Source organism: Rhodococcus sp. PvR099, from assembly GCF_017833315.1.
GTDB classification, from domain to species: domain Bacteria; phylum Actinomycetota; class Actinomycetes; order Mycobacteriales; family Mycobacteriaceae; genus Rhodococcus_G; species Rhodococcus_G oryzae.
The window spans coordinates 4,513,467-4,529,740 of sequence record NZ_JAFIBV010000001.1; the positions used below are offsets into that span (position 1 = coordinate 4,513,467).

Consider the following 16,274-nt stretch of genomic DNA (forward strand, 5'->3'; position numbering starts at 1 on the left):
TCGGGGCGTCCCATCGGCGATCATCGACGGCATGGAGATCAACGCGAGCACCCGAACAGGCGACACCGTCCGAAAGTCGTACTCGGCCAGGTCCCAGGAGTACGTGGATCTGTTCGGCTCGATGACTTCGACACATCCGTCCGATCGGGCGCTGGTCAGCAGCTGGGCCGACACCCTGACGGGTCCCGTACTCGACGCCGGGTGTGGTCCGGGGCAGTGGACCGACTTCTTGGCCGCCGAGTGCGGGCCGGCTGTGAGCGGGATCGATCTGGTTCCTGAGTTCGTCGAACGAGCTCGCGCGCAGTATCCAGAGCTTTCCTTCGAAGTCGGCAGCTTCGAGGCCTTGGACGCCGCGACGGATTCATTGGGTGGCGTGCTCTCCTGGTACACGCTCATTCACCACAGTCCGCAGGACATCCAGACTCCGCTCGCCGAGTTCGCGCGAGTGATCCGCCCGGGGGGAGGGTTGTTGGTGGGCTTCTTCGAGGGAGCAGCAGTAGGGCCTTTCGACCATGCCGCAACCACTGCCTATCGATGGCCGGTGGCTGAAATCAGCCAGGAGTTGGTCGCGGCCGGCTTCGAGGTGATCGAGACGCATACCCGAACGGCGAGCAGCACCAGGCCTCACGGCGCGATCACCGCACGCAGGCAGAGCACCCGGTGAGGGATCGACGGAGGCCGCATCGAGCGATACCGCCTCGTCGATGACCTGGCGTGGATGGCTCATGGCCATCCCGATCGCGGTCGCGTTGCTGGCGGCGGCCGTGATGGTCCGGCCCGCGCCCGCCACGCTGCTGGTAGCGCTGCCGTTCGCAGGATTCGTTGGCGCGCTGCTCGGTGGATGCGCGCTCGCCGGCGCTTTTGCCGCGATTGCTGTTGCCCGAGAGATCAACCCGCGCCGTTGGATGTGGCGTCAGCTGTTCGCGATCTGCGTCGGAGCCGCCGTCTTTCTCCTGAGCCTGCCCGTCACCGTGTCGTTGCTCGGCTCGGGAGCTGCCGCCACGTTGTACTGGTACGAGGCGGCGGTCGCCGGCCTCGCATACCTCTGCGCACTGGTTGTCTGTCCGCCACTGAATCGGGTGCTGGAGGCCAATCCCGAACCGAACGAGCAGGGGCGGTAAGCCCTGAGAACGTCGGTGCTGTCTGGTTCAATGTCGCCAGAAACAGACGCGGGAGGATGCGGACACCATGGGGACCTGGGGCAGCGGCAACTTCGACGACGACACCGCCGCCGATCATCTCTCGGACCTGACCGGCCGGCTCGTCGATGAAATCACCCAGGCGATGTCCGGCGACCCGGTCGAGATCGAGCCGGACGAATACTGGGGCGTCGCGGTGCCGTGCAACCTGGAGCTGCTCCACCTGATCGCGCAGCAGCCTTACGTCGGGGTCATCCTGCCCGACCCGGAGACCATCGCCGGCTGGAAGGACCGGTTCCTGGCCGTCTGGGACGGGGCGATCGACGGGCTGGAGCCCAAGCCCGGCCACAAGGAGCGCCGACGCGAGGTCCTCGTGAGGACTTTCGACCAACTGGCCGAGGTGGCGCGGCGCGAGGGATGAGGAGCCTATCGGCCGATCATGTCGGGGCGGGCCTCCACGATGATGCGGAAGCCGATGCCTACGGGGACACTGCCGGCGACGCGGACGGTGAGTTGCACCCAGTGCAATTGAGCGTCCCGTGGGTCGGGCGCGAGTTCGGCCTGCCCGGCGACGATAAAGGCGTCCGGGCCGCTCGACACCCACGTGTGCGTGACGACCTTCGCCTCGGCGTCCAGGTAGGGCAGGGAGTCGGGCAGGAACACGGACGCCACACGGGGCTTGGATGCCAAGACAGTACGACGGAGATACATGCCGCCGGTGGGTGGTTGACCGCCGATCCACACCACACCGCTGTACTCGGTGCTGCGCATGGCCTGCCCTGTCGCAGCATCGGTGACCATATGGTCAAGCCGGGGTTCGGTGAACAGCGGCGAGGTCATGCGCCCACCGTAGCGGCGCGGCGACCGGCCCATTGCCCCAACTCGTGGCGACAGGTATGCGATAGGAACAAGGCATGACGCCAGAGGAGCACGCCGCCGGTATCCGCTCGCTGGGACTGCCGGAGGTCGTCGTGCGCATCGCCCTCGAGGGCGGCGCGACCGTTCACCCAGTTCTGCAGAACCGGGCCGACTCTGTGTGGGCGCCGGCCTGGTCGGTCGTCGAGCGGCATCCCGAGCTCGTGCCGCTGTGGAGCTCGGGCGCCACCGCGGTGTTCGCTGCGCCCGACGGCACCGTGCAGTGGTGGGGCGCCGAGTATCCGGAGGAGCCGCTCGACACCTACCCCGACTTCGCGGCCGCCATCCGCAAGCTGCTCACCGACCTCTGGGAACTGGATACGCACGACGATGACCGCACCGCCGTCGCCGAGCTACTGTTGCCGACCGAGCAGATCGAGGCAGCCCTCGTGCCGGTCGAGCGCTCAGCGACGCACCTGAATTGACGAGTGCGGCGGACATGCCGTGCAGGGGAGGTGGAGAAATGGCAGGCGGATTCCCCGTGTTCCGGCTTTTCACCGCCGCGTTCGGGAGCGCGGTTCTTGTCAGATTTCGGATGCCGGACTTCTCGACCGCGAACGCTGACAGTGAAGACCACGCATACGACCAGGCAGACCGCATTACCCGTGACCTGCTGGACGCCCTGCCTTCCGGGTGCGGACCATTCACCTTCATAGGCGCGCTGGAGGGCTACCCCGTCGGCGACATCCTCGTCGACGACACTGTGCCGTCCACCGAGCTCTGGTGGGCGCCAACCCGATACGGATCCACGTGGCTAGTCCTCGGAACCGCAGTCGATGAATCGAGTTTCTGGCGCCTCGTCAACGACGACGATGACCTCAACACGCTCGGAGCCCACGGCCCTGCAACACGCCAACGAGTCACTGTCATCGGAACACTTACCCAAACCAACTGATGGAGATGGAGACTTCCCGACCTGTCGAAGTGCCGGTTTGAGCCATCGGTGCCGTGTCAACCGTCACGGTCCATCTCATTCCGGCCAGCCTCATTTACTGAATTCCTCGTCTGGATTCGTGGTCAGGAGAAGCGCTCAGCGAATACGATCCCCACCGCACACTTCAAGGGGGGAGCTGCCCGCTGGGCGCGGGCAGCTGACAGTGGAACGGACGTCGTATGAACACCATCGCACGCGCTGACAGCGCCGAACGGGCCGAGATCATCCAACAGGCGAACAGCCTCTGGCGACGTGCCGGTGTCCGCGGGGCTGATCGTCGGACGCTGCTCACGGAACTCGAGGCTGAACTCCGCGGCGTCGGCCGAGATGGACTCGGTATACCGGCGGTCCCGGAAGCGGTGAGTGAGCAGATGCTCCAGGAACGGGCGCTCGAGCGGGGCATGTGCGGTCGCGCGTTGCGGTTGGAATTGGCCATTCCAGCCGCCGTTCTCGGCCTCGTGGCTGGTCTGGCTACACCTTCGCTTTTGCTCTGGCTCGTGCTCTCGCTTGTGCTCGCGCCCCTATCGGCGATCCAGATGGGACAGTACGAAGAGACGCTGAATGTCTCGTCCGGGATCCTGGGATATCTGGGCACACTGCTGTTCGTGTGGCGGTTCCTTCACAACTTCGGTGATCCTCGCGCCAAGTCGACCGTGCGGTGGCTCGCTGTATTGCTTCCGATAGGTGCCGCGTTCAGTGCCGGCGCGGTGGTTGTCATCATGCGGACCACGAACTTCTTCACGTCTCTCGCGGCCTACCTCGTCGGTGTAGCGGTCGTCGCTGGTGTTGTGGTGGTCGGTATCGGGCTGACTGTCGGGATCGCGCGGTTCTTGGCGGTCAGGACAAACGACATCGAGACAACAGGAAGGTCTCCACATGCCCACCCGTGAACTCCTCGAATCGCTCCCGGCGCCCGAGGAACTACGGCGCCGCAGCATCGTGCTGGCCGCACTCGACGCAGTCATGACCACGGGCTCTCCCAAGTACGTGTATCGACCTGGCTGGCGGGCAGATGAGTCGCTGGCCTCGATGGACAACGGCGCCGGCGACGAGTACTCAATCATCTTCGGTCCCAAAGGAACCTACGTTCGGGGATTCGACCATGAATCAGAGATGAACACCTACGACCAGGTTGATGCCGCCCTATGGCCGGGGCTCACCGACCACCTACCCGCTGTGTTCCGTTCCTATATAGACGATTTCACTCTCGATGGCGTGCCGACGATGACGGTGTGCCTGTGGTGGGCGGTGGGTGACTCGTCGTGGAACTGCTCGGACTTCGCCTATCCCGATGGCGATGTCTACGCGGACGGGGCCTCGTGGATGTTCGGGGCCTTGACCGACTGGACCCTTGAGGACTTCCTCGGCCACGCGACCTACTACGGGTGCGAGATGAGTCCGGCTCTCGCACACCACCTCATGGCGTCGCTCCCGCTCACCGAGGAGCATATCGCCGCGCTGAATCCCAGGGCGGACGCCACCGAAGCCCTCGCCAAGATCGAGGCGCTCCGGTATCCGGTGCAATGAATCGGTCTCAGCCGAGGAGGTTGACCGCGTTGGCGACGACCAAGCTGAGAATGACGATCGACAGGATCGATTGCACGGACATGGTGAGCTTCGCCCACCGCGCGAGCGGCATGACGTCGGTGGGGCTGAAGGCGGTCGCGTTGGTCAGGGCCAGGTACAGGTAGTCGACGAACACCGGCCGCCAACCGGGTGCCGCGAGGCCGGGATCAAGCTGCTGGGGGAACGCCAGATCTGGGTGGGTCGGGGGCTGCAGATGCCTGTTCACGGGTCCTCCGCCGTCGAGTTCCCAGTACAGGAAGCCAAATGCGAGGACGGTCTGCGACCACACCAGAGCCCCCGATATCAGCAACTCGGTCGCCACGGTCGTTTGTGGGGCGCCGTGCAGCAGATCCCAGACGAGCCGCGCCGAACCCCACGCTGCGCCCGCGGCGATGGCCACCACGAGCGCGATCGACAGCGCCCGCACCCACCGTCCTGGCCGGTCGATGCGGCCCGGGTCGACCACGATCAGGGTGAGGAGCACGAACCCTTCGATCGCGGGCAGCACCCAGTCGGTGCCCGGTGAGTAGCGCGAGGGAAGCAGGAACGGCACGGCCATCGCAACCAGGACGAATGCCGATGCGGTCCAGCGCCGCTCCGCGCGGGACTCGCTACCTGAGGGAGTATGAGGATCGTCGCTCATCGTGGAACCCTCGTTCCTGGTGATGGGAACCTTTGGATGTCCGACCCATGACCTGTGTAGAGCGGAGACAGATCAAGATGGCCGACTCGAAGGTACCGGAATTGCAGGCCCTCGCGCCGGTTGCCGACTATCTGTTCGGTGATGACGTCGTACAGACGGACGACCCGGGTGTGCGGTCGATTGCCGACCGCCTACTTGGCGAGTCAGTCGACCGAACGGACTATGCCCGACGGGCGTTCGAGTTTGTCCGGGACGAAGTGGCGCATTCATGGGACGCCGACGATCCCCGCGTGACGGTGACGGCAGGCGAGGTCCTCGAGAGCCGGGTCGGGTTGTGCTACGCCAAGTCTCACCTCCTCACGGCCGTACTGCGAGTCGGCGGAGTTCCGACCGCGCTGTGCTACCAGTGGCTCGTCGATGACGGGTACTACATGCTGCACGGGCTCGTCGCCGTCAGCCTGGAGGGGCGCTGGCATCGGCTGGATGCTCGAGGCAACAAGGCAGGTGTCGACGCACAGTTCGACCTCGACGTCGAGCGGCTGGCGTGGCCGGTGCGGCCGGAACTGGGGGAGCGTGACTTCCCGACATTGCACGTCAGCCCGCCGCCGCAGGTGATTCGGGCGTTGCGCTCCGTCGACGACATCAGGTCCCTGGCCACCGGCGGCCTAGGCGTCCTGCCAGATCCAGAACCCGGGAATTCCCCATACGTGGCCGACAGTGAAACCGTCAATGTGGGCAGGGTGTCGTCGACGGATTCCTGAGGCAATGCGCCATCCTCGTCAACTACGCGCGCATCTTGCCTGGTCCGGCGTGGGTCTTGACACGGCGTCATTCACGGCGTTTGACTGGGACGCAAGCTTGTTGCCTCGCCCGACGGTGTTCTGGGAGGTTGACGTATGCGCGTCATTAGATTCGCGGGTTCGGGGCATCGGCGCGGAGCAACTTCCCGCCGCAGGACCACTTCGTTGCTGGCACTGGTTGGAGCGTGCCTTCTCTCCCTGACAGTTACCCAGACAGCCAGCGGTGAACCAGCGGCGGACACCGTCGCCACCGGGTTCGCGATCCCCTTCTCCGGGGCGCCCGGCTACGAGCATCTCGCACCGACGCAGATGACCAGCCCGGGTCAGCTCAATCAGCCCCTCGGTCGGCAAGCGGCGGACGAGATTGCCGGCCAGATCGGGCTCAACAGGGCCGACGCCTTATCCGAGCAGCAGTATCGCGACCTCACTTCCGGCGGTGGAGTCGGCGGCAGCTTGGAAGATGCCGAGGTGATCAATGCATGCGTCCAGATCCTGACCAATACGAACGGCCGCCCCGTCTATTCCAACGTCGACGGCAACTCCACACCGTCGGTTCTGGCCAGCTACGGGCTATACGTGAACCCCAGCGGACAGCTGGAGAGCCCGGCCAACGCGGACGCGCCGACGAGGCAGGTGAACCCGCTGCTCGCTCCCGGCGGGTTTGTGGGCACATGGATGCGGAACAACGGTGCGACCCAGACCCTGATAGCGCTCTACCAGTCGGCATACACGGTACAAGCGGTCTATGGCTTCGCATCGCAACAGATTTCGGGCGCAGCTCAACTGGTCACCAACACCAAGGGGGGTGTGAGTTCGGAGGTGGGCATGTCGATGGCGCCGCCCCTCTGGATAGTGAACTTCGCCCTGCTCTACATATTGAATCCATCCCTGGCGGCCGCGATGCCTGCCCGCTGGGCTCCCATTCCTTCGGCGGTTGCCGACGCCGTGAAGTCGAGCCCCACCGGCCAGGTTCCTTTCAGCGACTATGCGTCCTACTTCCAGTGATTCGATTCCGGAGCCCGGCGGGGTCTCGCACCCGATTGAATGAACGGCGGTGAACGTATCGTCGACCGTTCAGCTCAATTTCTCGGGGGTAAACGGAACTGTCGGCCTGCCACACGAACGCAGGGGTGGGTGCTTCGATGTCGTCGAGCAGCGCCATAACCTGTGGATCCCAGTCGGTGAAGTCGTTCAGCGCTGCGTGGAATAGAAAGTAGTCGCGGTTCGGGATCGACAGCTTCGGCGTCGGATCATCTGCGCGAACTTCGCCCTCCCGCTGGCCTGGATAGCTGGGGTCCGGGATGAATCGCAGGCGCGCGTACTTGTCGAAGCAGACCGGGCCCCGAACAGCCAGCCGGTGTCAATCTTCCTGTCGTTCCTCGATCCATCGCGCGGCCGACAGGTCAACACACCTTGTGATACTCACTCATCCAGTATCGCTGTTGCGCACCGACTTCCTACTCTCGGTAATGAGTCCCAATGGGGATTCAGTTAGGAGATGACCGATCAGCATCGGCCCGCACGTGTGCACGTATCCCCTGCGGGCCGAACAGGATTAGTAGCTCGACCACTCCGCCGTCGGCACTGCCGAGCCAATGCGGCATGGACGTGTCGAACTCGGCGGCCTCACCGGGCGGCAATGTCATGTCACGATCGCCGAGGACGAGCCGCAGGCGACCGTTGAGCACGTACAACCATTCGAAACCGTCGTGAGTCTGCGGGGTCGGTTCGAGCGGTTCCGGCTGAGCGGGGATGACCATCTTGAACGACTGCACCCCGCCCGGCCTCCGTGACAGCGGCACGAAGATCATCCCGGCCCGCCGGATCGGTTTCAGGTGAATTCGGGGGTCGCCGGTGCGTGGGGCACCGACGAGATCGTCCAGCGGCACGTCGTAGGTACGGGCGAGCGGCAGCAGCAACTCGAGCGTCGCCCGGCGTTGACCACTCTCCAGCCGCGACAGCGTGCTCTCCGACACCCCGGTCCTCGCCGCGAGATCAGCGAGCGTCAAACCACGGGCGCGCCGCAGCGCTCGCAGCCGCGGCCCCACCACCTCGAGCACGTCCTCCGTTTCGCGATCCACGCGCCCATCTTGCCGGAACCGCAAGAAGTAGTGCCAGATCGTTGTGCGCCCGGCGAGACTGAGCGTGTCCCGACCAGAGGAGCCATGATGAGCACCACCGACGCGGGCCCGTTCTGGGACGGCGCCCACGCGGCCCGACCGGCAGCCACGAACCCGCAACCGAATCACCTTCTCGCCGAAACAGTCACAGGCCTGCCGCCCGGCGAGGCGCTGGACCTCGGATGCGGCAACGGCGGCGACGCGCTGTGGCTCGCCCGCCGGGGGTGGAGAGTCACCGCCGTCGACATCTCGGCGGTGGCGGCCGCCCGACTGGCCGACCTGGCGGTGGCGTGCGGCCTGGGTGACTTCCTCGCCGCCGAGCGTCACGACCTGCACGAATCGTTCCCACCCGGCGCGTTCGACCTGATCTGCGCGCACTACCTCCACACGCCCTTCGACCTGGACAGAACCACCGTCCTGCGCGCAGCCGCGCACGCGTTGCGTCCGGGCGGGCGACTGCTGGTCGTCGACCACGGCTCGACCACGCCCTGGTCATGGAACCAGGATCCCGACCTCCGGTACCCGACACCGCGGGAGATCGCCGCCGGTCTCGATCTGGATCCGACGACGTGGACGGTCGAGCGGGCCGAGGCGCCCCGCCGGATTGCGACCGGACCAGGCGGGCACACCGCCGAGGTCACCGACCATGTCCTGCTCATCCGCCGCACCGCCTGACCCGTCCCGTGAAGGAGACCACCGTGCCCACCACCTCACGTCGCAAGCGCCGCCCTGACACCCCGCCGCCCCGAAGCGGAAACGGCGAGTCCGAGACCCTGCGCGCCTTCCTCGACTACCTCCGGTCAGCGATTGCCGCAAAGGTCGACGGCGCCCCCGAACCGCAGGTGCGTACAGCGGCAGTACCTTCGGGCACGAACCTGCTCGGTCTGCTCAATCATCTGACCTTCGTCGAGCGCTCGATGTTTCTCGGAGACAACGTGACCGATTGGCAGGCGACGTTCCTGGCCGCGCCAACGGACAGCGTGTCCGATGTCGTCGCGCGCTACCGCGAGACGGTCGCGGCTGCGAACAAGGTCCTCGACGAGTGCACCGAGCTCTGCGCACCTGTTCCCCTGTCGCGGTCGGGACGCCCCGCCCCCAGCCTCCGCTGGGCACTCACCCACATGATCGAGGAAACCGGCCGCCACGCCGGCCACGCAGACATCCTCCGCGAACTGATCGACAACACCACCGGGCGCTGACTTCAACAATCTCTCCAGGACAGAACGCATGATCAGCAGACCACGGCCATTAGTGTGACCGAGAGTCGAGCAAGGTGAAGCAACGGGCGAGCGAGTCGAGGCGGAGTGGCGATGGACGCGGATGTGATCGTCGTAGGCGGCGGCACCAGTGGTGCGGTACTGGCCGCGCGGCTGTCTGAGGACCCGAATCGGCGCGTCCTGCTGCTGGAGCAGGGCCCGGACGATGCGGCATACGACGACTCCGTTCTGCGGCCCGCCGCGGCGGGGGACGTATGGGCCGGAACGCCTTTCGCTCGGCCGTTCCCGATGCAGGCGGGGCACACCACGGTCCAGATGGTGCGCGGGCGCGTCCTCGGCGGCACCTCAGCCGTGAACTACCTCGCCACGATGCGTGGCCAGCCGGCCGACTACGACGCGTGGGCCGCGCGGGGGCTCGACGGGTGGAGCTGGCCCGACGTCCTCGCGACGTTCCGGGCCATGGAGAACGACCTGGACTGCGGCGCATCGGAGCTGCACGGCTCCGATGGGCCACTCGTCGTACGCCGCTCCACCCCCGACCAACAGACCGAATCGCAGCGGGCGTTCCTCGCGGGACTGCGGGAACTCGACGTGCCGTGGGCCGACGACGTCAACAACCCCGGGCAGCTCCCTGGCGTCGGGATCTTCCCGCTGACGGTGTCCGAGGACGGCGAGCGGCTGACCGTGAGCCAGGCGTACCTGACCGGGGAAGTCCGGTCGCGACCGAACCTGACCGTCGAGACCGGGGTGACCGTGGACAGGGTCCTCGTCGAGGAGGGACGGGCGACCCGTGTCCTCACCGCGGATGGCCGGGAACTGTCCGCAGGCGAGATCATCGTCAGCGCCGGCGCAACGGGTTCACCCGCCATGTTGCAGCGGTCGGGCATCGGTCCCAAGGATCTGCTCGACGGCCTCGGTATCCCCGTCGTCGCCGACATCCCCGGGGTCGGGGCGAACCTGCAGGATCACCTCGGCTTCCCACTCGTCTATCACCACGCGGGCGGCGGGCCGCTGCGCGGCGGTCCTGTCCAGCCGGTGTGGGTGGGCCGCACGCCGCAGTCGGACACGATCGACTTCCACGTTCTGAACCTGCCGATCGGCGAACCGACCGCAGACGGCGCGTACTTCTCGGTCGTCCCGTACCTGCTCGATGTCACCGGGCGGGGAACGGTACGGATCTCCTCGGTCGATCCTGACGCCGAACCTGACGTGGCGATGCCGGCGCTGGCAGCGCACGACCTGGAACGCCTCGACTGGATCCTGGGTCGCATTGCCGCACTGGAGTCGACCGGGCCGTTCGCGGAGCTCGGCGCCGCCCGCGTCCAGCCGATGGCCGACCTGAGCGCCGAAGGCGCCGCGGCAGGCCTGGTCGACGGCGGCGTGATCAGCTACGCCCACATGGGCGGTACCTGCGCGATGGGTCCGGACGGAGACCCGCACGCCGTCCTGGACGCGCGCTGCCGCGTGCGCGGGGTCGAGGGCCTGCGGGTCGTGGACGCCTCGGCGATGCCGGTGCTGCCTGCGGGCAACACGTACCTCGGCTGCGTGATGATGGCCGAACGTGCCGCGCAACTGATCTGAGCTACGGCAAGTTCTGCGGGTTCGACTTCGGTGGCCTGCGGCGGAACCGGCGCTTGGCCGGGATGGATTTGTCGCCGCGTTGATCGAATGCGGTACGGCCGATGAGCGGCATGCGAGTCGAATCCTTCTGCAGTGGATCAACTTCCGCCGGTCACGTCGGGGCCGAAGGCGGCCGTCAATGCTGCCGCGATCAGGTTGGACAGGTCCGGGCGACCGTCCTCGGTGGCCCAGCGCGTGAGGGCGGCGTTCATTGCAGCCAGGCAGGCGCCGGCCGCCGCCCAGGCGCGGAAGTCCGATTCGGGGTCGGCGGCGGCATCGCCGCGGAGGGCGTCGACGATGGCCTGCTGAGTGGCGTACTGACTGTCCAGGTGTCGGGCCCGGAGCGCCGGCACGGTGATCATCAGACGGAGTCGGTCGAGCAGTAGATCGTCGGCATCGGTCCGGGAGCCGCTGATCAGGTCGGCCGCCTCGATCAGGGCCCGCCCGATCCGCTGGACCAGCGTGCCGTCGGCCGGGCCTGCCGCGATCCGGTCGGCGATGAGTTGGTCCTGCTGACCGACCAGGACCAGGTCTTCCTTGGTGGGAAAGTGCCGGTACAGAGTCATCGGCGAGATTCCGGAGGCTGCAGCGATCTCGCTCAGGGTGACCGCGTCGTAGCCGCGTTCGGCGAACAGCGGGATCGCGTGGGCCTGGATCGCGCGCTGCATCTCGGCCCGCCGGCGGTCTCGGAGGGTGGGTTGGGGAGCACTCATGTGGTATAGACTACCATCATGCTACTAACTAACAGTTCGAAGCATGGCGGCCCGCTGACGGGTCGAACCGCACTGGTGACCGGAGCTTCGCGGGGGATCGGGCAGGCGGTCGCCCTGCGGCTCGCTGCCGACGGCGCGACTGTGGCCGTGCACTACGGCACGGATCGCGCCGGTGCGACGGCGACACTGGCCGAGATCGAAGCCGCGGGTGGCGGAGGCTTCGTGGTCGGTGCCGAGCTCGGGGTGGACGGCGACATCGACGCCCTCTTCGATGGGCTGGCCGTTGGCCTGGCTGGGAGGCCGCTCGACATCCTGGTCAACAACGCGGCCGCGGAGCCGGCGGGTCCGATCGAGGCCACCACGCCGGAGCAGTTCGACCGCCTGTTCGCGGTCAATGTCAGGGCTCCGTACTTCATCATCCAGCGGGCTCTGCCGTTGCTCCCCGCCGGCGGACGGATCATCACGCTCTCCTCGGTGGCGGCCCGGATGGCCAACGCGACCCAGACCTCGTTCGCGATGACGAAGGGCGCGATCGAGACGATGAGCAGGACGCTGGCCAACGAGCTGGGGGTCCGCGGCATCACGGTGAACGCCGTCGCGCCCGGCGCGACCAGGACGGCGACGAACGGGGCCTACTTCGAGGCCCCGGGCATCGAGAATTTCCTGGCAGGGATGACCGCACTGGACCGGCTGGGGGAAGCGGTCGATATCGCCGACGTGGTCGGGTTCCTGGCCTCACCCGATGCTCGGTGGATCACCGGTCAGGTGCTCGATGCGAGCGGCGGCCTTTTTCTCGGGCCTCGGATCTGAATGACCGTCGCTCAGTGCATCATCGTCGGTTGATGTGAACGCGCCGCACCATCGAAAATCGCAGGCCCGGCAAGGGGATTCCTTCGCATCCGGGCTACTTCGAGCTCCATCATCGGTTGTGTCGCTTGGATCCGCCTACTTCCGTGCGCTGACGTAGGCCGCGATTCCATCGAGGATGCGGTCGATGCCGAATCGCAGGGCATCATTGCGTCCGGCATTCGGATCGGTCTGCTCGGCCTGGTCGGCGAACGCGGCCGCAACGCGCGGGAAGCTGTCGCCGTGGGCGGTCAGGATCGCGCCGATCTCCCTGGCCAGCTGGCCCTCCGTATCGTCGTCCTCGGTGGCCGAACCCACCTGCTGAACCAGGCTGCGGACGTGACCGAGCAGCAGCACCGCACTGTCGAGGCGTTCGGGGCCGGTCAGTGAGCTGCCGTCGAGCGCGGCGAGTGCAGTCTCGAGCCAGTTCAGTTCATTGGGGCCGATGGGTCGGGGGCCGGTCGTGAGCTCGAGCGCCCAGGGGTGGGCGCGATAGCGGTTGAAAGCGGTCACGGCCCACACTGCCAGGTACTCGCGCCAAGGTTCCGGTGAATCTGGCAGGGCTGCAGCCACTTCCGGCGCGGGTCCGAATGCCGTGTCCAGCATGAGTGCTGCGAGCTCGCTCTTGCCGGGGACATAGCGGTAGAGCGCCATCTTGGCGCATCCCAGGCGTTCGGCCAGGCGGGCCATAGAGAGATTGGCCAACCCTTCGGCGTCGGCGAGGGCAATGGCCTCGGCGACGATTCGGTCCAGGGTGAGCGATGGTTTCGGTCCGCGCCTGGGCGCCTGAGGGACTCCCCAGAGCAGTTCGGCGGCGGTCGGTCCGGCCATGGTCGTCATCCTCTCGGAGTTCTTGACGTTTAACTGCGTCCAGCATACGCTAATCACGAAACAGCGTCCGGTAGACACAGTTAATGGAGGGGTCCTCGAAATGCGCAACACCACCGTCCTCATCTCCGGCGCCAGCGTCGCCGGTCCCGCCCTGGCCTACTGGCTGGACCGCTACGGCTTCGACGTCACCGTTGTGGAGAAGGCGCCCGCCCTGCGGGGCGGCGGCCAGGCGATCGATTTCACCGGCCACACGCATATGGCAGTGCTCGAGCGCATGGGCATCATCGAGGACATCAAGGCCCGCCAGACCGGCAAGACCGACATGGTGCTCGTCGATGCGCAGGGTCGGCAGCAGGCCCTCATCTCGGGTGAATTCACCGGCGGCGATATCGAGATCCTGCGCGGCGACCTATCCGAGGTCATGTACGAGCGCACCGCCGACAATTGCCGATACCTGTTCGGCGACACCATCACAGCCCTTACCGAAACCACCGCCGGCGTAGATGTGGAATTCGCCCGCGCGCCCGCCCGCACCTTCGATCTGGTCTTCGGCTGCGACGGCATCCATTCCCGGGTGCGGAAGCTGACCTTCGGTCCTGAACAGGACTTCGTCAAACATCAGGGCTACTACTACTGCATTGCCGGAGCCTCGCACTGGGAGCTCGACGGGAGCAGGCTGCGTGAACGCGCGGTGTCACACGGTCACAATGCACCGGGGCGATTGGCTCTCGTGGGCGGCTCCAAAGCCGGTCAGATGTATCTGTTCGCCTCCCCACAACTCGACTACGACCGTGATGATTTCAATGCTCAGCGGCGCCTGATTGCGGAGAAGTTCGCCGGCGTGGGCTGGGAGGTGCCCGGAATGCTGGCCGAGCTACCCGGCCTGGACGGCTTCTACCTCGACTCGATCAGCAAGGTCAGCATGAAGACCTTCGTCAAGGGTCGCGTCGCACTGCTCGGCGATTCCGGCTACGGCAGCACCCTCGCGGGTTTCGGCACCGGCCTCGCCGTTGTCGGTGCCTATGTGCTCGCCGGTGAACTGGCCACCGCGGGCGGCGATTACGCCGTGGCATTCAGCCGCTACCAGGAAATGATGAAGCGCTACTGCAAGATGGCCAATGGTGCGCAGCCCGGGCGGTTCCTGGCGCCGAAGACCGCGCTGGGTCTGCGCTTGCGCAACTGGTTTCTGCAGTCGAGGTTCTTCGACATGATGGTGAAGTCCGCGGAGAACTCGAAGAATGATATCGAGTTGAAGAACTACCCGGAAATCGTAGGTACACACTGAAGTAGGGGTTACTGCAGTGTCCGACCCACGGGTCCGGATGCGGCGCTTGCATTGGATTACTCAGCTGAGCATGCGGCCTGGCCGACTGGATGGGCGTTCACCAATGGCGGGTCCTCCTGGGCTGCAGGCGGATCGGTCAGGCCGACCAGGCGCTGATCACGCTCGAGGAGGGCTCCCGATCCCACAATTCTGAATGTGTTCCATTCTCGTGTGGCGGCGGGTGTGCGTTCAGGTGTCCAACGGGTGGAACCAAGCGGAATCACGGCGCCGGAGGAACATGTCCAGTGCGGCTCCGACATTCTCGCGCACGAAGTCCTCTTGCTCGGCCGCGATCACGGAGCGCATCGTCTCGAGTTCACGCTCGGCGCCAGGCAGGTCGAACACCGCACAACCAGCAGCGTTGCGGACATCCCAATCGTCGTCTGTCCGGGCCAGGTGGATCAGTGCCCCGCGGCATCTCTCGGCAAGGGAATCGTCATCGATCCGAAGGATCGCGAAGACCCTTACCGCTTCGATCCTCACCAAGTCGTCTTCTGACACATCAGCCGCTACCGCGAGCAGAAAATGGGCCAGCAGGGATCCGTCGCCATCCTCGGGAACGAATGTTCGCAGTGCGGAGAAACGCCTATCCGCGCTCCACTGCGCGAAGTTGCTGACCAAGTCACGTGCGGCTGCTGATTCGGAACTCATGAAGCTCTCGGCTCACCAACCCTTGACCGCGGTCCCGTCCCACCGTGGGTCGGCCAACAGTTCCGGTGCAGGACCGACGAAGGCGCGCGCGGCGTCGGTGTCGTCGGTGAGGGTGAAGCGCAGCCACGCGGTGAGGTACCCGCGGAATCCGCCCCCGTCGGTGGGCCAGTTGTGCCCCACCCCCAGCAGGCGGCCGCGGGCAGCGGGCCCCGGGCTGACGGAGTGATAGGCGGCCTGCGGTATGGCCGTCGAGACCGGATCGTCTGACCCGGTCAGGTAGAACACCGGACCTGTCAGCCGGGCGACGTCGATCTCGTCGACGGGCCGGGTGGCCCACCACGGATCGGGCAGGTCGAGCACGGCGGTGGAGGTGATGAGACCGTCGGAGTCGGTGCTGGCGTTGATCGATCCCCCGGCGCCCTGCGAATGTCCGACCGCCGCGACGTGAGCGACGTCGATGCGATCGTGAAAGACGCTCTCCGGGTTGTCGTTCTGCGCCAGGATGTAGCGCGCTGCCGCCAGGATCTCGGTCCCGTCACCGGTGACGCTGCTGTCGGCGACCACGACGACGAATCCCCAGGAGGCCAGGTGGCGTAGCAACTCCTCGTACTGCTCGTACGTCGCGTGGCTGCCGTTACCGAAGGTGACCACCGGATGACGGTCGGGGCTGGTGGCGATGTCGGCGGGGTGGAACACCTGATATCCGGGCACCGCGACCGATGCGACGGCGTGGATGCCGGTGGCCGCGTAGCGCTCGCTGACGGATTGCCCTTCTGGAACAGCGGGAGCCGCAGGCGCCGCGGCACCTGGCGCGGGAGCCGATGCGAGTGCCGGTGCCGAGAACCCGGACGCCATCGGCATCGCGATGATCGCGGCGAGGAGCAGTGTCCGGGTGCGTCGGGTGGTGGGAAGTAGAGGTCGCCGTAACGTCACGAAATCGCATGCTACCCAGCGT

General features: G+C 66.3%; 21 protein-coding genes. 14 read left to right on the forward strand and 7 right to left on the reverse strand.

Going from position 1 to position 16,274, the window contains the following annotated elements; genetic code table 11:
- The first annotated feature begins 31 nt into the window (after positions 1 to 31).
- The 3 genes from JOE46_RS20825 to JOE46_RS20835 all read left to right on the forward strand — a co-directional run bounded on the left by JOE46_RS20825 (position 32) and on the right by JOE46_RS20835 (position 1,560).
- Entirely contained in the window at positions 32 to 664 is a 633-nt protein-coding gene (locus JOE46_RS20825) for a class I SAM-dependent methyltransferase (protein WP_209928312.1), read from the forward strand.
- Between the two features lie 40 nt (positions 665 to 704).
- A complete protein-coding gene (locus JOE46_RS20830) occupies positions 705 to 1,121 on the forward strand; it encodes a hypothetical protein (RefSeq protein ID WP_209928315.1) in 417 nt (138 codons plus the stop codon).
- A 67-nt stretch (positions 1,122 to 1,188) separates the two neighbouring features.
- The gene (locus JOE46_RS20835) at positions 1,189 to 1,560 is read left to right on the forward strand and encodes a DUF4259 domain-containing protein (protein WP_097211668.1); all 372 of its coding nucleotides are present in this window, start codon (positions 1,189 to 1,191) and stop codon (positions 1,558 to 1,560) included.
- A 5-nt stretch (positions 1,561 to 1,565) separates the two neighbouring features.
- On the opposite strand, the gene JOE46_RS20840 is transcribed toward JOE46_RS20835, so the two are convergent.
- Positions 1,566 to 1,979, reverse strand: coding sequence for a hypothetical protein (locus JOE46_RS20840; RefSeq protein ID WP_143548446.1), 414 nt, complete (start codon positions 1,977 to 1,979; stop codon positions 1,566 to 1,568).
- A 74-nt stretch (positions 1,980 to 2,053) separates the two neighbouring features.
- Between JOE46_RS20840 and JOE46_RS20845 the strand changes: the two genes are divergently transcribed.
- The 4 genes from JOE46_RS20845 to JOE46_RS20860 all read left to right on the forward strand — a co-directional run bounded on the left by JOE46_RS20845 (position 2,054) and on the right by JOE46_RS20860 (position 4,515).
- Positions 2,054 to 2,479, forward strand: coding sequence for a hypothetical protein (locus tag JOE46_RS20845; protein ID WP_097211666.1), 426 nt, complete (start codon positions 2,054 to 2,056; stop codon positions 2,477 to 2,479).
- A 38-nt stretch (positions 2,480 to 2,517) separates the two neighbouring features.
- The gene (locus JOE46_RS20850) at positions 2,518 to 2,949 is read left to right on the forward strand and encodes a hypothetical protein (protein WP_097211665.1); all 432 of its coding nucleotides are present in this window, start codon (positions 2,518 to 2,520) and stop codon (positions 2,947 to 2,949) included.
- A 218-nt stretch (positions 2,950 to 3,167) separates the two neighbouring features.
- On the forward strand, positions 3,168 to 3,878 hold the full coding sequence (locus JOE46_RS20855; protein ID WP_097211664.1) for a hypothetical protein: 711 nt from the start codon (positions 3,168 to 3,170) through the stop codon (positions 3,876 to 3,878).
- Positions 3,865 to 4,515, forward strand: a complete 651-nt coding sequence (locus JOE46_RS20860; protein WP_097211663.1) for a hypothetical protein — start codon at positions 3,865 to 3,867, stop codon at positions 4,513 to 4,515. Before JOE46_RS20855 ends, JOE46_RS20860 begins: the two co-directional genes overlap by 14 nt.
- A 7-nt stretch (positions 4,516 to 4,522) precedes the next feature.
- Here JOE46_RS20860 and JOE46_RS20865 read toward each other — a convergent pair whose 3' ends face one another.
- The gene (locus tag JOE46_RS20865; protein WP_097211662.1) at positions 4,523 to 5,197 is read right to left on the reverse strand and encodes a hypothetical protein; all 675 of its coding nucleotides are present in this window, start codon (positions 5,195 to 5,197) and stop codon (positions 4,523 to 4,525) included.
- Between the two features lie 77 nt (positions 5,198 to 5,274).
- Here JOE46_RS20865 and JOE46_RS20870 point away from each other — a divergent pair, with 77 nt between their 5' ends.
- Both JOE46_RS20870 and JOE46_RS20875 read left to right on the forward strand, forming a co-directional pair.
- Positions 5,275 to 5,958, forward strand: a complete 684-nt coding sequence (locus JOE46_RS20870; protein ID WP_097211661.1) for a transglutaminase family protein — start codon at positions 5,275 to 5,277, stop codon at positions 5,956 to 5,958.
- Positions 5,959 to 6,093: 135 nt separating this feature from the next.
- Complete coding sequence (locus JOE46_RS20875) at positions 6,094 to 7,002, forward strand: hypothetical protein (protein WP_209928318.1); 909 nt, start codon at positions 6,094 to 6,096, stop codon at positions 7,000 to 7,002.
- A gap of 482 nt (positions 7,003 to 7,484) precedes the next feature.
- Here JOE46_RS20875 and JOE46_RS20880 read toward each other — a convergent pair whose 3' ends face one another.
- On the reverse strand, positions 7,485 to 8,078 hold the full coding sequence (locus tag JOE46_RS20880; protein ID WP_097211659.1) for a helix-turn-helix domain-containing protein: 594 nt from the start codon (positions 8,076 to 8,078) through the stop codon (positions 7,485 to 7,487).
- 87 nt (positions 8,079 to 8,165) lie between these two features.
- On the opposite strand from JOE46_RS20880, the gene JOE46_RS26595 reads away from it, so the two are divergent.
- The 3 genes from JOE46_RS26595 to JOE46_RS20890 all read left to right on the forward strand — a co-directional run bounded on the left by JOE46_RS26595 (position 8,166) and on the right by JOE46_RS20890 (position 10,915).
- The gene (locus JOE46_RS26595; protein WP_245221132.1) at positions 8,166 to 8,792 is read left to right on the forward strand and encodes a bifunctional 2-polyprenyl-6-hydroxyphenol methylase/3-demethylubiquinol 3-O-methyltransferase UbiG; all 627 of its coding nucleotides are present in this window, start codon (positions 8,166 to 8,168) and stop codon (positions 8,790 to 8,792) included.
- Between the two features lie 23 nt (positions 8,793 to 8,815).
- Complete coding sequence (locus tag JOE46_RS20885) at positions 8,816 to 9,316, forward strand: DinB family protein (RefSeq protein WP_097211803.1); 501 nt, start codon at positions 8,816 to 8,818, stop codon at positions 9,314 to 9,316.
- 111 nt (positions 9,317 to 9,427) lie between these two features.
- Positions 9,428 to 10,915, forward strand: a complete 1,488-nt coding sequence (locus JOE46_RS20890) for a GMC family oxidoreductase (RefSeq protein WP_209928323.1) — start codon at positions 9,428 to 9,430, stop codon at positions 10,913 to 10,915.
- Positions 10,916 to 11,052: 137 nt separating this feature from the next.
- Here JOE46_RS20890 and JOE46_RS20895 read toward each other — a convergent pair whose 3' ends face one another.
- Entirely contained in the window at positions 11,053 to 11,667 is a 615-nt protein-coding gene (locus tag JOE46_RS20895) for a TetR/AcrR family transcriptional regulator (protein WP_097211657.1), read from the reverse strand.
- A 75-nt stretch (positions 11,668 to 11,742) separates the two neighbouring features.
- Between JOE46_RS20895 and JOE46_RS20900 the strand changes: the two genes are divergently transcribed.
- Positions 11,743 to 12,477 (forward strand): SDR family oxidoreductase, encoded by a 735-nt coding sequence (locus tag JOE46_RS20900; protein WP_257017464.1) that lies wholly within the window; start codon positions 11,743 to 11,745, stop codon positions 12,475 to 12,477.
- 135 nt (positions 12,478 to 12,612) lie between these two features.
- Here the strand turns inward: JOE46_RS20900 and JOE46_RS20905 are convergent, their stop codons facing one another.
- Positions 12,613 to 13,344, reverse strand: coding sequence for a TetR/AcrR family transcriptional regulator (locus tag JOE46_RS20905; RefSeq protein WP_209928324.1), 732 nt, complete (start codon positions 13,342 to 13,344; stop codon positions 12,613 to 12,615).
- 100 nt (positions 13,345 to 13,444) lie between these two features.
- On the opposite strand from JOE46_RS20905, the gene JOE46_RS20910 reads away from it, so the two are divergent.
- Positions 13,445 to 14,629 carry an FAD-dependent monooxygenase gene (locus tag JOE46_RS20910; protein ID WP_097211655.1) on the forward strand — a complete coding sequence of 395 codons (1,185 nt, stop codon included), beginning with the start codon at positions 13,445 to 13,447 and terminating at the stop codon, positions 14,627 to 14,629.
- Positions 14,630 to 14,857: 228 nt separating this feature from the next.
- Here the strand turns inward: JOE46_RS20910 and JOE46_RS20915 are convergent, their stop codons facing one another.
- Positions 14,858 to 15,319: a HEAT repeat domain-containing protein gene (locus JOE46_RS20915; protein ID WP_209928325.1), complete on the reverse strand. Its 462-nt coding sequence runs from the start codon at positions 15,317 to 15,319 to the stop codon at positions 14,858 to 14,860.
- A gap of 12 nt (positions 15,320 to 15,331) precedes the next feature.
- Positions 15,332 to 16,252 carry an alpha/beta hydrolase gene (locus JOE46_RS20920; protein WP_257017463.1) on the reverse strand — a complete coding sequence of 307 codons (921 nt, stop codon included), beginning with the start codon at positions 16,250 to 16,252 and terminating at the stop codon, positions 15,332 to 15,334.
- Positions 16,253 to 16,274: the final 22 nt, after the last annotated feature.

Coding starts and splice junctions, on each gene's coding strand:
- JOE46_RS20855 (WP_097211664.1), top strand. CDS start 3,168: ATGAACACCATCGCACGCGCTGACAGCGCCGAACGGGCCGAGATCATC.
- JOE46_RS20915 (WP_209928325.1), bottom strand. CDS start 15,319: ATGAGTTCCGAATCAGCAGCCGCACGTGACTTGGTCAGCAACTTCGCG.
- JOE46_RS20835 (WP_097211668.1), top strand. CDS start 1,189: ATGGGGACCTGGGGCAGCGGCAACTTCGACGACGACACCGCCGCCGAT.
- JOE46_RS26595 (WP_245221132.1), top strand. CDS start 8,166: ATGAGCACCACCGACGCGGGCCCGTTCTGGGACGGCGCCCACGCGGCC.
- JOE46_RS20825 (WP_209928312.1), top strand. CDS start 32: ATGGAGATCAACGCGAGCACCCGAACAGGCGACACCGTCCGAAAGTCG.
- JOE46_RS20830 (WP_209928315.1), top strand. CDS start 705: ATGACCTGGCGTGGATGGCTCATGGCCATCCCGATCGCGGTCGCGTTG.
- JOE46_RS20875 (WP_209928318.1), top strand. CDS start 6,094: ATGCGCGTCATTAGATTCGCGGGTTCGGGGCATCGGCGCGGAGCAACT.
- JOE46_RS20895 (WP_097211657.1), bottom strand. CDS start 11,667: ATGAGTGCTCCCCAACCCACCCTCCGAGACCGCCGGCGGGCCGAGATG.
- JOE46_RS20845 (WP_097211666.1), top strand. CDS start 2,054: ATGACGCCAGAGGAGCACGCCGCCGGTATCCGCTCGCTGGGACTGCCG.
- JOE46_RS20865 (WP_097211662.1), bottom strand. CDS start 5,197: ATGAGCGACGATCCTCATACTCCCTCAGGTAGCGAGTCCCGCGCGGAG.
- JOE46_RS20860 (WP_097211663.1), top strand. CDS start 3,865: ATGCCCACCCGTGAACTCCTCGAATCGCTCCCGGCGCCCGAGGAACTA.
- JOE46_RS20870 (WP_097211661.1), top strand. CDS start 5,275: ATGGCCGACTCGAAGGTACCGGAATTGCAGGCCCTCGCGCCGGTTGCC.
- JOE46_RS20890 (WP_209928323.1), top strand. CDS start 9,428: ATGGACGCGGATGTGATCGTCGTAGGCGGCGGCACCAGTGGTGCGGTA.
- JOE46_RS20850 (WP_097211665.1), top strand. CDS start 2,518: ATGGCAGGCGGATTCCCCGTGTTCCGGCTTTTCACCGCCGCGTTCGGG.
- JOE46_RS20910 (WP_097211655.1), top strand. CDS start 13,445: ATGCGCAACACCACCGTCCTCATCTCCGGCGCCAGCGTCGCCGGTCCC.
- JOE46_RS20840 (WP_143548446.1), bottom strand. CDS start 1,979: ATGACCTCGCCGCTGTTCACCGAACCCCGGCTTGACCATATGGTCACC.
- JOE46_RS20905 (WP_209928324.1), bottom strand. CDS start 13,344: ATGGCCGGACCGACCGCCGCCGAACTGCTCTGGGGAGTCCCTCAGGCG.